The 13963-nt window shown below is 70.1% G+C and carries 14 protein-coding genes; 5 read left to right on the forward strand and 9 right to left on the reverse strand.

Annotation, left to right across the window (positions count from 1 at the left end; translation table 11 throughout):
* Positions 1–457 precede the first annotated feature (457 nt).
* Complete coding sequence (locus OG496_RS29935; protein ID WP_405973097.1) at positions 458–1288, reverse strand: alpha/beta fold hydrolase; 831 nt, start codon at positions 1286–1288, stop codon at positions 458–460.
* A gap of 192 nt (positions 1289–1480) precedes the next feature.
* Between OG496_RS29935 and OG496_RS29940 the strand changes: the two genes are divergently transcribed.
* Positions 1481–2167: an RNA polymerase sigma factor gene (locus OG496_RS29940; protein WP_405973098.1), complete on the forward strand. Its 687-nt coding sequence runs from the start codon at positions 1481–1483 to the stop codon at positions 2165–2167.
* Positions 2164–3114, forward strand: a complete 951-nt coding sequence (locus OG496_RS29945) for a hypothetical protein (protein WP_405973099.1) — start codon at positions 2164–2166, stop codon at positions 3112–3114. Before OG496_RS29940 ends, OG496_RS29945 begins: the two co-directional genes overlap by 4 nt.
* A gap of 181 nt (positions 3115–3295) precedes the next feature.
* On the opposite strand, the gene OG496_RS29950 is transcribed toward OG496_RS29945, so the two are convergent.
* The 4 genes from OG496_RS29950 to OG496_RS29965 all read right to left on the reverse strand — a co-directional run bounded on the left by OG496_RS29950 (position 3296) and on the right by OG496_RS29965 (position 6415).
* The gene (locus OG496_RS29950) at positions 3296–3919 is read right to left on the reverse strand and encodes an NADPH-dependent F420 reductase (RefSeq protein WP_405973100.1); all 624 of its coding nucleotides are present in this window, start codon (positions 3917–3919) and stop codon (positions 3296–3298) included.
* Positions 3920–3957: 38 nt separating this feature from the next.
* Positions 3958–4692: an SDR family NAD(P)-dependent oxidoreductase gene (locus OG496_RS29955; RefSeq protein ID WP_405973101.1), complete on the reverse strand. Its 735-nt coding sequence runs from the start codon at positions 4690–4692 to the stop codon at positions 3958–3960.
* A 47-nt stretch (positions 4693–4739) separates the two neighbouring features.
* A complete protein-coding gene (locus OG496_RS29960) occupies positions 4740–5675 on the reverse strand; it encodes an SDR family oxidoreductase (protein ID WP_405973102.1) in 936 nt (311 codons plus the stop codon).
* A 107-nt stretch (positions 5676–5782) separates the two neighbouring features.
* The gene (locus OG496_RS29965) at positions 5783–6415 is read right to left on the reverse strand and encodes an NADPH-dependent F420 reductase (RefSeq protein WP_405973103.1); all 633 of its coding nucleotides are present in this window, start codon (positions 6413–6415) and stop codon (positions 5783–5785) included.
* Between the two features lie 298 nt (positions 6416–6713).
* On the opposite strand from OG496_RS29965, the gene OG496_RS29970 reads away from it, so the two are divergent.
* Positions 6714–7616 (forward strand): LysR family transcriptional regulator, encoded by a 903-nt coding sequence (locus OG496_RS29970; protein ID WP_405976735.1) that lies wholly within the window; start codon positions 6714–6716, stop codon positions 7614–7616.
* 177 nt (positions 7617–7793) lie between these two features.
* On the opposite strand, the gene OG496_RS29975 is transcribed toward OG496_RS29970, so the two are convergent.
* From OG496_RS29975 to OG496_RS29990, 4 genes are all read right to left on the reverse strand, one after another.
* Positions 7794–9347 (reverse strand): hypothetical protein, encoded by a 1554-nt coding sequence (locus OG496_RS29975; RefSeq protein WP_405973104.1) that lies wholly within the window; start codon positions 9345–9347, stop codon positions 7794–7796.
* Between the two features lie 125 nt (positions 9348–9472).
* Positions 9473–10654 carry a serine hydrolase domain-containing protein gene (locus tag OG496_RS29980; protein WP_405973105.1) on the reverse strand — a complete coding sequence of 394 codons (1182 nt, stop codon included), beginning with the start codon at positions 10652–10654 and terminating at the stop codon, positions 9473–9475.
* Between the two features lie 153 nt (positions 10655–10807).
* Positions 10808–11467 carry a response regulator transcription factor gene (locus tag OG496_RS29985; RefSeq protein WP_366494598.1) on the reverse strand — a complete coding sequence of 220 codons (660 nt, stop codon included), beginning with the start codon at positions 11465–11467 and terminating at the stop codon, positions 10808–10810.
* Positions 11468–11546: 79 nt separating this feature from the next.
* Positions 11547–12830, reverse strand: a complete 1284-nt coding sequence (locus tag OG496_RS29990; RefSeq protein ID WP_405973106.1) for a sensor histidine kinase — start codon at positions 12828–12830, stop codon at positions 11547–11549.
* A 177-nt stretch (positions 12831–13007) separates the two neighbouring features.
* Here OG496_RS29990 and OG496_RS29995 point away from each other — a divergent pair, with 177 nt between their 5' ends.
* Together OG496_RS29995 and OG496_RS30000 are read left to right on the forward strand one after the other, a co-directional pair.
* A complete protein-coding gene (locus tag OG496_RS29995) occupies positions 13008–13220 on the forward strand; it encodes a hypothetical protein (RefSeq protein WP_405973107.1) in 213 nt (70 codons plus the stop codon).
* On the forward strand, positions 13217–13960 hold the full coding sequence (locus OG496_RS30000) for an ABC transporter ATP-binding protein (RefSeq protein ID WP_366494594.1): 744 nt from the start codon (positions 13217–13219) through the stop codon (positions 13958–13960). The genes OG496_RS29995 and OG496_RS30000 overlap by 4 nt, the downstream gene beginning before the upstream one ends.
* The last annotated feature ends 3 nt before the right edge of the window (positions 13961–13963 follow it).

Below are 13963 nucleotides of genomic sequence, written 5' to 3' on the forward strand. Positions count from 1 at the left end.
ACGTCATGGGGTCATCATGCACCCGACGTACCGTCGCCATCGTCAAGAAGTCACGTTCAACTCGCCTTCAGTGACGGTTTGTTGGGCCCTTGCTCGCCGGCATTTGCGAACGGCGCCCCCGCCGTCTCGGAGCCTGAGCGCCCGGCCGGAGCGAAGCGCAGCCAGGGCTTGATCTCGTCGAGCGGAGAGCTGGGGCGGGACTGGGGAGTCCGCACCCGTGCCGGCTCGGCGTTTGACGGCCGAGCCCGTTGCGAGCACGACGGTTGCGAGGTGTTCACCGCCCGGGAGGCCGGTTCCTCTGGGTGAGCCCGGTTCGGTCCGGGTAGTGCGCGGTTCTCTTCTCCGCACTCTTATATTCCGGCGGGCTGAACATGGTTCGGCGCCCACGACCGGTTACGGCCGCCAGGGCCCAGGTCGATGACCCGGGCCCTGGCCGTACGTGGGGGCTGAAGCAACCTCAGTCCGTCTCGCCCGGCTTCACCACCGTGCTCACGAAGTCGCCGATCGCCCCCAGCGTCGCCCCCAGCGCCTCGATCTGCGGGAAGTGGGCCGCGTCCGGGATCGGGGCGAAGTGGCCGTTGGGGAAGGAGTCGGCGTAGCCGCGGCCGTACTTGAGGGGGGCTATGCCGTCTTCCTCGCCCCAGACGACCAGGACCGGGACCGTGACGCGGTGGAGGCGGCCGCGGAGTTTCGGGTCGTAGGTGAAGTGGTCGCCGCCGTAGACCGCGAGGGTCTTCTGGTTGGCGCCGGCCGCGGCGCGCTGTTCGTCGGTGAAGGAGGCGAAGTCGGGGCGGAACTCGGCGTTGGCGAAGGAGAGTTGGCTGACGCCGGATGGGGCCATGGTGCGCGGGTCCACGACGCGGTTCTCGACCATGTGGGCGTGGATGCCGACCGCGTTCAGGAGGGTCAGGGCGCCGATGCGGCCCTGGTTGTCGCGGAGGGCCATTTCCGCCGCGATCCAGCCGCCGACCGAGTTGCCGATCACCATGACGCCCTTGAGGTCCAGGGTGTCGAGCAGATCCAGGTAGGCGATGGCCAGGTCGGCGACCGTGTCGAAGCGTTCCGGGCGGGGCGTGCCGTCGAAACCCGGGTGGGTCGGTGTGACGACGTACACGTGCTCGGAGAGGGCGGAGGAGATGCCGGCGACCGTGCGCGGGCCCGCGCCGCCGTGGAGTACCAGTACGCCGGTGCCCTCGGTGTTCTCGCCGAACTCCTGGATGGTGACGGTGAGTCCACCGGGGAGGGCGACGGTGCGGGGGGAGGCGGAGGCGGCAGTGGGGGTGGGCATGGTGAGGTCCTTGTCGTTGTTCTCGCTTGCTGAGAGCTGGCTCTCATTAAGGTAGGGGGTGGGCTCTCTTTATGCAAGCCCACTCTCATGATGAGGGTTGCATGTTGGTGTGGATGGGTGTGCGAACGCTCTTGGGGTCCGATGACAAGTACTGGTTGAGACCGTCGTCCGGCGGTCGGAAACGGAGACTCGGTGAAACCGGATGAACCGGGCAAACGGCGCCTCGGCGGGCGCCGCCACCGCGCCAGCGACCATCACGGCGCCGCCAGTGACCATCACGGCGACCGCGGACCTCTCGGCGCCGGTGACGAACACGGCGACAGCGAAGCCCAGTTGACGCGGTCGGCGCGCGGCGACTCGGCGGCCTTCACCCACCTCGTGAAGACCCACTCCTCCGCCCTGCACGGCTACTTCGCCCGGCGGATGCCCGCCGCGTCTGAGGATCTGCTCGCCGAGACCTGGCTGCAGGCGTTCGCCGCCCGGCGCACGTTCGACCCGGCGCGCGGTTCGGCGCGGGGCTGGCTGTTCGGGGTGGCCCACAACGTGCTCGCCCAGCACCTGCGGCGGGCGGGACGGCAGGAGCCCGCACCGGGACCGGATGTCACCGACCCCTGGCAGGTGGTGGACCAGCGGTTGGACGCCGCCGCGATGGCCCCCGCGCTACGCCGGGCACTCGCCGAACTCCCTGTCGAGGAGCGGGAGTTGCTGCTCCTGATCAGCTGGGAGCAGCTCACCCCGACCGAGGCCGCCGCCGTGGTGGGCATCCCGGCGGGCACCGCCCGTTCGCGGCTGCACCGGGCCCGCGGCCGGCTGCGCGACCGCCTCACGATGCCCCGCCCGGCGGGCCGGAACCTGACCGCGACGGGAGACCTCGCATGACCACGTACGACGACACGGAGGCGAACGGTATGAACGAGCGAGGCGCAATTCTGGACTTCCCCGGTGCCGATGAACTGGCGACGGCGGGGCACGTCGAGCCGCTGTCGGAACGGGCGTTGGCCAGGGTGCTGGCCGAGGTCGAGGCGGCCGTAGCGACCGAAGGGGTGGCCGCAACCACCAAGGGGGCGACCGGCGTTGTCGTCGCGATGCCGGAACGGCGGCTGTTCGGGCGGCAGTTCGGGCGCCGCCGGGCCCTGATCGGGCTGCTGACCACGGCCGCGGTGGCGACCGGCGTGGTGACGTACGCCAACAGCGGCACGACCTCGGCGGGTACGGGCACGCACAGCGAGGCGCGTGCGAACACCGCGTCCGTCTTCCTGGACGACATCTCCACGGTGGCCGCCAGCCAGTCGGTCGCCACGGGGAAGTACTGGAGGGACCGGACGACGGTCGGCGACTCGTACATCTCGCAGTCCATGGTCCAGTCCTTCGTCATCAACGGCAAGGTCTCCACGAAGGGGAAGCACCCCGACTGGCAGCTCGGGCCGAAGGACCTCGACTGGAAGGGCCTGGACCAACTGACCACCGACCCGGCGAAGTTGCTTGCGCTGCTGCAGACTCCGCCGCGGCCCAAGAGCATCTCGCCCTTCGACCAGGCGGCCAGCCTGCTCACCGAGTCCCCGGCGGGCCCGAAACTGCGGGCCGGACTCTTCAAGGCGATGTCCGGGCTGAAGGGCGTCAAGCTGGTCGGCCAGGTCAAGGACAGCACCGGACGCGGTGGTACGGCGGTGGAGTTCGCGGAGGCCAAGAGCGTCGGCCGGGTGATCGTCGACCCGAAGACCAGCGCGATCCTGGAGTACACCTTCACCTGGACCGCGGGACCCAGCAAGGGCAAGGTCACCTACCACACGGTCCTGTCGGCGGGCTTCACCGACAAGATCGGCTGATGCGGAACGGGTGGGCGGGGGAGTCCTCTCCTCGCCCACCCGTGTCGGCCGGCAGGACCGCCTACATGGTCCAGGAGAAGCCGGATGCGCTCTCACGGATCTCGGCCGAGCATCGGTCTCCTCGGGCAGGATCGTTCGCCGACGTTGATGTCCGACATCGGCGAGTCGGGGCTCCGAGGGCTCAGCCGGTGAATTCGTCGACGCCGAGGGCGAAGTCCCAGTGGCCGATCCCGTTGCCGGCGAGGCCCACCGTGACCAGGCCCATTCCTTCCAGCCAGCGCGCCATTTTCAGGCCGCCGACGTCCAGCGGGCGCAGCCCGAGGCTCTCGATGAATGCCGCCACGTCCGTCTTGGCCTGGGCGTTGTCGCCGGCGATGAAGACGTTGGGCCGGCCCTTCTCCAGGACCTCACGGAAGATGGTGTTGAACCCCTTCACCACACTGGCACTTGCCGGGGCCACCTTGGCGACCTCCTGCGCGATCGAGGTCTCCCCGCTGTGGGCCAGTCCGTCGAACGTGGCGTTGAAGGGGTTGCTGATGTCGACGATGACCTTGCCCGCGAGGGCCTCTCCGTACTCGGCGACGACCGGGACGACACCGTCGTACAACAGGGCCGTGATGACGATGTCCCCGGCCGGGGCGGTGCCCCACCTGCCTGTCGTCGCGCCGCCGCCCAGCGCCTTGGCCAGGGCGTCGGCCTTGGACTGATCGCGTCCCATGACCTCGACGGTGTTGCCGCCGGCCACCGCGAGCGTGCCGATGGTGCGGGCCATGTTCCCCGTGCCGATGAGGGTGATGCCGCTCATGAGGTGTCCTCTCTTCCTGTTCGTTCCTGGTGGGTGGTTCAGATGGCGGTGGTGCCGCCGTCGGTGACCAGTTCCAGGCCGTTGACGTAGCTGGAGTCGTCGGAGGCGAGGAACAGGGCGACGGTGGCAATTTCTTCGGGGCGGCCCATCTCTCCGCGGGGGATGAGGGACTCGAATGCGGCCTTGGTCGCCTCGTCGAACAGTTCTGCCTGTTTGGCGGTGGCGACCTGGCCCGGAGTCAGGACGTTGACCCGGATCCTGCGGTCGCGCAGTTCGTTGAGCCAGACGCGGGCCCAGGCCTGCTGGACGGCTTTGCTTCCGGCGTAGAGGCTCCAGCCGGGGAAGGCGCCGCGGGAGGCGTTGGATCCGGTCATGAGGATCGAGCCGTTGTCGTTGATCAGCGGCAGTGCCTTCTGCACGGTGAACAGGGTGCCGCGCGCGTTGAGCCAGAACGCGCGGTGGAACTGCTCCTCGGTGATCTCGCCGAGGACCGCGGGTTCGCCCATCCCGGCGCTGGCCCACAGCACGTCGATCGAGCCCTTTTCCCGCTTGACGGTGTCGAACAAGCGGTCCAGGTCGGCCAGTTCGGCCGCGTCACCCTGGACGGCGGTGACGTTGCGGCCGATCAGCCTGACGGCGTCGTCCAGTGCCTCCTGCCGCCGGGCCTGGATGAAGACGTGCGCTCCTTCCTCGACGAACAGCTTGGCGCCGGCCAGTGCCATGCCGGTGGATCCGCCGGTGATCACCGCTACCTTGCCATCGAGCTTTCCCACGACCACTCCGTTGAATTGATGGGTATCCGAAAAAGTGAACCCAGCCGTCAGCCGGCGGGGAAATAATGGCCGTTGTCCAAATCGGCGAGCAGGGCAGGCTGAGCGGGTTCCCAGCCGAGGGCGCGGCGGGTTATGAGATTTGACGCCGGGTAATTCTGCGTGACTATGTTCGCGAGGAATCCGAAATATCCCGGCACCATCAGTATGTCCACGGGAACGCTTACGACGGGCAGGCCCAGACGGCTGCCGATGGCCTCGGCGATCTCGCGGAACGGGATGCCCCCGTCCCCGACCGCGTGCCAGTACTTGCCGGCCGGCCCCTTCTCCAGCGCCAGGCGGAACAAGGAGGCGACATCGCGGATGTGCACGGCGTTCCACAGGTTCGCGCCGTCGCCGGGGTAGCCGACGAAACCCTTCTCCTTCGCGAGCGCGATCAGCACGGGGAGGAAGCCGGCACGATCGGTCGTGCCGTGCGCGATGTTGGCGATCCGCACGATCGAGGACCGCACCCCCTGCTCGGCGAGGCCGACCACGGTGGTTTCCACGACGTTGCGAACCCGCAGGGTGCCCTTGTACTCGTCCCCGCCCGGAAGGGCCGGGTCCTCCTCGGTGACCGGTCGGCCCAGGTCCCCGCCCGAGCCTATGCTCCCCGCCGCGACCAGCGGCTTTCCGGTTCCCGCGAGTGCCTCGCCGTACGCGAGCATGATCGGGAGCTCCGCGGCGGCCACGGCGTCGAGCCCGCCGGAGGGAAGCAGGTCCTGCCTGTGGGCGACGTGGATGACGCCGTCGGAGTCCGCGGCCGCCTCCTTGAGCCCGTCGAGATCCTGGAGGTCGCCGCGACGCACCTTCGCGCCGAGCGCGGACAGCGCCGCCGCGGCGGTGTCCGACCGGGCCAGGCCGGTGACCTCGTGCCCGGCGGCGATGAGCTCGGGGACGATGTACGAACCGGAATGGCCGGTCCCGCCGGTGACGAAAACGCGCATGCTGCTGCTCCTTGTGGGAGTGGGTGGAGGGGCCGTTCGTCTCGTGCCGTGGATCGACTGGCGTGACGTGACGTGATGTGGCGCGAGCGGCGGTGGTGCGGGTGCGCTCAGCTGAGAACGGTGACGCCGAGGGAGAAGTCGGTGTGCTTGACGGAGTGGGCGACGAGGCCCAGCTGCAACAGGGCGACGTTCTCCAGTGCCCGCGCCATGGGCAGCTCGCCGACGTCCAGCGGGCGCAGCCCCAGGCTCTCGATGAACGCCGACACGCGTGCCTTTGCCTGCGCGTCGTCGCCGGCGATGAACACGTCCAAGGTGCGACCCTCGGCCGGGCCGGCCGCCAGAACATGGGAGAACAGGGCGTTGAACGCCTTGACGACATGCGCGTCGGCTGGGGCCGCCTTGGCGATCTCCTGCGCGCCGGAACTGCCGTCGGGGGTGACAAAGCTCTGCAGATCGGGGGCGACGGGGTTGGTGATGTCGATGATGACCTTGCCGCGCAGTGCGTCCCCGTACTCCCTCACCACCGCCGCCGCGCCGGCGTACGGCACGGCGAGGACAACGATGTCCCCGGCCGGGGCGGCGCCGGCCGTCCCGACAGTGGCGCCGCCGAGCGCGCCGGCCAGTTCCTCGGCCTTGGCCGGGTCACGGCCGATGATCTCGACGGCGTTGCCGCCGGCCAGCGCCCGGCCGGCCAGGGCGCCGGCCATGTTCCCCAGGCCGACAATGCTGATGCTGCTCATGGGTGTGCCTGCTTTCTGGAGCTGGACAGGACGCCATGCCCACGCGGTCGTTGTTGACGGTTGTGTCGTCGACGCCTTCGAATGACGCGAATTCAAGTGCCGAATTCAAGTGCCGAATTCAAGTGCCGAATTATTGTGCCGAATTATTGTGCCGAATTCGCGTCGGCCCCATTGGGTACCGACGCTTGGGCCCCATCAGGTACCTATTCAGGCTGTCACTGGCCCGAGTTGGTGTCCAAGACCTCTTTTAGTCGTGGTGATACCCTGAATGCATCACCGGCCGGGAGGCGCCATGGATCTGGATCTGGACCTGCGCAAACTGCGTTACTTCGTCGCCGTGGCCGACCGGTTGCACTTCGGCCGCGCCGCCGATGAGCTGCATATCGCGCAGCCGGTGCTCAGCCGGCAGATCCGCGCGCTGGAGCAGGATCTCGGCGCATCGCTGTTCACCAGGGATCGCCACGGCGTGGCGCTGACCGACGCGGGCCGGCAACTGCTGGTCGACGCCGGTCCGTTGCTCGCCTCCACGCACGCGATCCGCCGCCGGGTGTCCGTGGCCGCTCGCGGCAGCCGGCGGCTGATGGTCGGTTTCCGGGCCGGCATCCCGGTCATCCCGGCGGCGCGGGCGTTCGAGGCCCGGCACCCGGACGTGGTCGTGGACGTGCAGCGGATCGAAGGGGACGACCAGGCCCCGATGCTGCTCGACGGCCGCATCGACGTCGCTTATGTACGGCTGCCCATCGACGAGGCCGGCCTGCGCGTCACCCCGCTGTACACCGAGCCGCGGGTGGCGGTGCTGCCCGCCGGCCACCGGTTGGCCGGCAAGGAGGAGGTCACCGAGGCCGACCTGGCCGGCGAACCGCTCCTCTGGCATGCCGACCCGAGCACGCAGCCCACCAGGCGCCCGCACCCCAACGCCGGGTACCTGGTGCGCGGGGTGGACGAGACGCTTGAGCATGTCGCGGCCGGCCGGGGCATCTCGTTCCTGGCCCGTTCGGCGAGCGTGTTCTCCTCACATCCGGACGTCGTCTATGTGCCCATCCCGGAGCTGGCGCCCGACCAGGTGTGCCTCGCGGTGGCGGCATCGCACACCTCGCCGGTGGTCGACGACTTCGTCACCGCGGCTCAGGCGACGGCCGAGATCACGGCCGAATGCGGGAACTATGAAATGTGGCAGCTCGGAAGCGATGCCGTTTCATAGTGTGGAAGCCGACGCCGCAGTCGCTGTGGTCGCGGGCAGGGTCGTAGAGACCGAAGGTGGAGTGATTCACGGGCCCGTCATTTGAGCGGTTCCGGCGGAGGACGGCCAGGCTGGTCGGTGGAGCGCTTGCCGCGGGCGGACCGGTGGGGCGGTCGGGGCCCTGAATGGTGCGAAGGGCTACGGGCAAGTGTGTGCCTTGTGCGACCGTGGCGTGAGTCTCACCTGGTCGGCGGGGACGCGGAGTGGTTGCGCGGTCGCGGGGTTCCACAGCACGACCTGGCCGTCGGCGACGCCGAACGAGATGTACGGCTTTCCGGCCCGCAAGGTCCCGCCCTTCTCGGTCAGTTCGCCCTTGGGCACCGTGGGAGTGACGCACGTCCATTCCGGGCTGATGCCGAAGTACGGAGGGGGCTGCGTGCCCCGGACGGCCGCCTGCCTCAGTTTGTCGGCCGCTGCCGTCGGTGAGTGCAGGGCCGCCGAGGCGGTCATGACCAGGACCACGACGACACCGAGGGTCGCCATCGCCCCGGCGGTGACGCTGCGCGGGCGGATGAAGTGGAAGTAGCGCGTGATGCCCCAGCCGGCCGCGAGGAACAGGACGGCTCCGAAGGACGGCCAGAGGAGCTTCATGGCGGCGCCCAGTCGCCAGATGCTGCTGACGCTTGTCTCGGCGGGAGTCAGGGAGAGGTCGTCCGCGTAGAGGTCGTGCAGGAACCGGCTGGTGAGGGGGAGCGCCGCCACGGCGAGGGTGGCGATCAGCGGTACGACGCCGGCGATCAGTACCTGCCACTTCCAGCGGCGGACGAGCAGCACCAGACCGACCGCGTAGTAGGCGACGCCGACCGTCGCCACCGCCTGCCCGGTCGTCATGCCGCTCGTGCCTCCGGGGATGCCCACGGCGAAGGGCAGGAACGCCAAGGTCATCGCGAGAACGGCCGAGGCGGAGCGCGGCCGGGTACGTGCCAAGGGCAGCGTGAGCGCGGTCCACCCGGCGACACCCAGGGAGAGGAGAGCCAGTGCCCAGCAGATCGCGACCCCCACCGGCGCCGCGTGCCGGGCCAGCACGAGGAAGAAGACCATGACGATCAGCGGCCCCACGATGAAGACCAGGGCCCGGTTGAGCGCGTCCTCCCCGTGCTGTACGACGCCCGGTCGCCCGCGGCCGTCGAGCGGACGCAGGGCGAGGTCGTCGCGCGTGGTCGTCCCGCGGACCAGGTCGTGGACCAGATCGAGGACGGTCGGCCGGCCGCCGTGCACCCTCACCCCGACGTCGAACAGGCCTGTCCGGACCGCCGAGTCGTAGAGGACCTTGCGCAGCCGCCAGAGGGGTTTCGACCAGCGGGGCGCGTGCGGTGGTGCGGTGGCCCACGCCTGGGCCCGCGTCGCGTGCACCTGCCACTCGGGCTGGAGCGTCCGGTCGGATTCCTCGCGCCGCAACACGCGGTCGTAGACGACGACTTGTGTCTCCCGGCGTACGGCGGCCACGGACCAGGAGGCCTCCCGGTTCGCGCGCCAGGGCGAACCGGTGACCGGGACATCGACCCAGAGGAAGCGGGAGTTCGCCGGATCGGAGTCGAACGCCCGCCGGGCTGTTCGGCGTTCCTTCGGCGACGGTGTCCGGAAGGGCCACCCCACCTCGCGGAAGTGCTGCTCGACCCGCTCCCATTTGGCCGGACCTCCCTGGATCTCGACCAAGGTGACCACTGTGCAGTCGGGGCTTGCCGGGGTCATCAACACCCTTTCCTGTGTGCGACGTTCGGGGAAGCGTAGTTTTTCGTACGGCGGCCACGACGATGCCCGACTGTAAGGGGTCGAAACCCGGCGCCCGCCCCGCGGGGCACTCCGGGTGGGACGGGCTACTTCCTTGCGGTGGCGCAGAGTTCCGTGTCGATCAGCGCGTTCTGCGCCATCTCCGTGGACAGGTCGGACGCGCTGTCGCCCGTCGCCTCCAGGACCACGGTGTGGCGGCCGTCCGGGGTGACTCCGTCGCGGGTGGTGTAGCCCATCAGGTCGCCGGCGTGGCTGTAGTAGACGCCGCCGCAGGTCAGGGGGATCTCCATCAGGCCCAGGCCGTAGCGGGCGCCGGGCCAGACGGGGTCCAGGGACGCGGCTCGGACCGTCGTCTTCATCTCCGCGAGCTGGGCCGGGTGCAGGAGCCTGCCGCCCAGGAGGGCCGAGAAGAAGCGGGTGAGGTCGTTGGTCGTGCTGATCATGGCTCCGGCCGAACCGGCGGCTGTGGGGTTGAGATCGGTGACGTCGATGGTCGGGCCGGATCCGCCGAAGTCCGAGTAGCCGTGCAGGTGTTGGCCGGGGATGCGGGACGAGGTGTCGGGGGCGGAGGTGTCGCGCAGGCCCAGCGGGCGGATGACGCGCCGGGTGACCTCCTGCTGCCAGGTGTGGCCGGTGGCCTTCTGGATGATCATTCCGGCCAGGATGTAGTTGGTGTTGGAGTACTCCCACTGGGTACCCGGCGCGAAGTCCGGGGCGTGTCGCATCGCGATGCCGACCAGCTGCTGCGGGGTCCAGGTGGAGTAGCGGTCCGCCTCGAAGTCCGCCACCGTGCTGATCTCGGGGAAGTCGGCGGTGTAGTTGAACAGTCCGCTGGTGTGGTTCAGCAACTGCCGTACGGTGATGGCGTTTCCGTCGTTCCCGTTGCCGGACACCGTGCCCGGCAGCCAGTGTTCGACCGTGTCGTCCAGCGACACCCGTCCCTCGCCGACCAGTTGGAGCATCACCGTCGACACGAACGCCTTGGTGCTGCTCGCGATCCGGAACTTGTCGGTGACGCGGGCCGTCCGGCCCGTGGCGGTGTCGGAGACTCCGGTCGTGGCGTAACGCCGTCCGTCCGGACCCGTCGACTGGGCCACGACAGCGACGGTTCCCGTCCTCTCGATCGCGTCCACGCTGTGCTGGAGCGTGGTGCGCTGCCGGGACTTCGTGGAGCTCGTGCTGTCCTTGGCGCTCGCCGCGGGCGTCGCCAGGCCGAGGCCGAGCGCGGCCAGTGCCGCTACGGCGGTGAGGTGACGGATCGTCATCATGGGCTGTCCCCTGGGGAGTTGGTGGTCCGGAGCACCGGACTCGCGGTGTGTTCCGGTGTGTTCACCAACCTAGGGAGACGGCACGCGGTGATCGATCCAGCCCGCAGGCCGGTCCGGCGTACAGCCTGCTGTACCAAGGGCCTGGGGAGAACCTCAGCCCAGCCGCCGCAGATCCTCCAGGTAGCGCAGGACGGCCGCGACCCGGCGGTCCACCTGGTCTGTCGGGGACAGGTCGAGCTTGGCGAAGATGCTGCGGATGTGTTTGTGGACGGCGCCGTCGGTGACGACGAGCTTCCCGGCGATGGCGGAGTTGCCCAACCCCTCGGCCATCAGGGCGAGTACGTCCCGTTCGCGCGGGCTGAGCCGGTCGAGGCGGGTGTCCTGGCGGGAGCGGGTGAAGAGCTGGGCGACGACCTCCGGGTCGATGGCGGTGCCGCCGGCCGCCACGCGGTGCAGCGCGTCGAGGAACTCCTCGACCCGGCCCACCCGTTCCTTGAGCAGATAGCCGAGCCCGCTCACCCCGCCGCCGAGCAGCTCGGTCGCGAAGCTCTGCTCGACATACGCCGACAGCACCAGGACCGCCAGGTCGGGGCGTCGGCGCCTGGCCTCGACCGCGGCGACGATGCCCTCGTCGGTGTGGGTCGGCGGCATCCGTACGTCGAGGATGGCGACGTCCGGTTTGTGGACGTCGATGGCGTCGAGGGCTTCGTCCGGGGTGCCGGCGGTGGCCACCACGTCCAGCCCCTCGGCGCGCAGCAACAGGGCGAGGCCCTCGCGCAGCAACGCGTCGTCCTCGGCGATCACGATCCGCATGTCAGTCACGCTCCACAGCTCGCACTCCACAGCTCAAGTTCCGCATTGCAGGCTCCCGTTGCTCGCCATGATCCCCAACTCACCGGCCACAGGGGAGATCCGCGGTCAGGACGGTCGGGCCGCCGGGTGGGCTGGTCAGGGTGAGATGGCCGTCGTGTGCGGCGATACGGCGGCGGATGCCGGTGAGGCCCGAGCCGCTCTCCGCATCCGCGCCCCCTCGCCCGTCATCCTCGACGCGCAGGACGAGGCGGCCGCCGGTGCCGCGTGCCGTGATCGTGGCATGGGCGGCGCCACTGTGCTTGGCGATGTTGGTCAGCGCCTCGGCGACGACGAAGTAGGCGGTCGCCTCGACGGAGGCCGCGCAGCGTGCGGGGACGTCCACGTCGATCCGGCACGGTACCGCGCAGTCCGCGGCGAGGCCGGAGAGCGCGCCCGCGAGTCCCCGGTCGGCCAGTACCGGCGGCAGGATGCCGCGCGCGACCGTCCGCAGCTCGGCCAGCGCCATCTCGGCGGCGGACTGGGCGCGTTCGAGGAGTTCGTCGGCGCCGGCCGGGTCACGGGCCACCATGCGGCGGGCCGCGCCGAGCAACACGGCCACGGAGACAAGGCGGTTCTGCGCGCCGTCGTGCAACGAGCGCTCGATACGCCGGAGTTCGGTGGCGTGCGCGTCGAGGGCGGCGGCTCGGGTGGCGGTCAACTCCGCGACGCGCAGGGAGAGATCGACGTCGGGACCGGCCGCGAGGAGGTGTCGTCCAGGGCCCGACTGCAACCGGGCCATGCCGGGCGTCAGCCCCAGGATGATCGCGATCCAGCCCACGCCCAGCAGCGCCACGGCGAGGGCGTCCGGCCAGGTGTGCGCGTTGCCGATGCCGAGCGACGTGGCCGTCGTGTTCTCCGGCATGAACGTCCAGTACAGCGGGAACGCGCTGTCCCGCACGGCGGTGATCGGCAGCAGGACACCGAGCAGCCCGAGCAGCAGGCCGAGGGTGGAGTGCCGTAGCAGCCAGCGCAGTTCGCGGTGGGTGGTGGCGTCGACGAGGGCGGCCCGCAGCCGGGTGGGCGGTGGCTGCGGGGCCACGACCTCGGGGCCCCGGCGGGCGAGCCGGTCACGTTCGCGTCCGGCCAGGGCGTGCAGGGCGCGCAGCGACACGGGCGCCATCAGCAGCCCCACCCCGACCACGCTCGTCACGGCGGTGAGGGCCAGCCAGAGCAGCAACAGGGCGGCGAGCACAGCTGTGTTGAGGCCGGAGGCGAGCTGGGCGACGGCCCGGCCCGCGGCGCCCAGGGTCCGTAGCGCGATGTCTTTGAAGCTCTCGCGTTGGACCCCCGCCCCACCGCCCGCCTCGCTCGTGCTCGCTGTCATGCGAACGACCCTATGCCGTAGGGGAGTTCTGCGTGGGCGGAGGAAGCGGGGAGTACAGCCTGCTGTACCCCGAACCGGGCGGGCTGCGGGATCGGCCGCGAGGGGTGCTGATCCATAGCGTCGACGACGACAGCCGGACCCCCGGAACGCACCGCTCAGCACCACGGGAGAAGCCCCATGACGTCGCAGACGACGACCACCGAACCCGACCGTCTCACCCGGGGTGAGATCGCCCGCACCCTCCTCTGGACCGTGGTCGTGGCCAGCGCGCTCACCAACATGGCGGCCTCCTTCGGCGGCGCCGACACCTGGGTGCACCTGGTGTGCGGCGCGGTCACCGTCCTGTGCGCGGGCACCCTCGTCGTACGCAACCTGCGGGGCCGGCGATGAACACCACAGTCACCGCCACGACCACCGCCGCCATCGCCCTGGAGGGCGTCAGCAAGGCCTACCCCGGAGGCGTACGCGCCCTGGACGACGTGTCGTTGACCGTGGAACGCGGTACCTTCCTCGCGGTGATGGGGCCTTCGGGCTCCGGCAAGAGCACGCTGATGCACTGCGCCGCCGGGCTCGACTCCCCGACGTCGGGCAGTGTCCGTATCGACGGTCACGAGATCGCCGGGCTGAACGAGACCAAGCGCACCCAACTCCGCCGCGAACGCATCGGGTTCGTGTTCCAGGCGTACAACCTGATCCCCTCCCTCTCCATCGAGGACAACATCACGCTGCCGCTCCGGCTCGCGGGACGTAAAGCGGACCGCGACTGGCTGCGCACGCTGGTGGAACGGGTCGGGCTGGCCGACCGGCTGAGCCATCGCCCGGCCGAGCTGTCCGGCGGGCAGCAGCAACGGGCTGCCGTAGTACGGGCGTTGGTGGCCCGCCCGGCGGTCGTGTTCGCCGACGAACCGACCGGCGCGCTCGACCTGCGCAGCGCCCACGAGGTCCTGGACCTCCTCCGTGACCTCGTGAACGACCTGCACCAGACGGTCGTGATGGTCACCCACGACCCGGCCGCCGCCGCCCGCGCACACCACGTGCTGGTGATGGCCGACGGCCGGGTCGTCGACGCCCTCAAGGCACCGACCGCCGACGAACTGGCGGGCCGTCTCGTCGAGTTGGGGAGGGTCTGAGCC

The organism is Streptomyces sp. NBC_00988 (genome assembly GCF_045162645.1).
Taxonomy (GTDB): Bacteria; Actinomycetota; Actinomycetes; order Streptomycetales; family Streptomycetaceae; genus Streptomyces.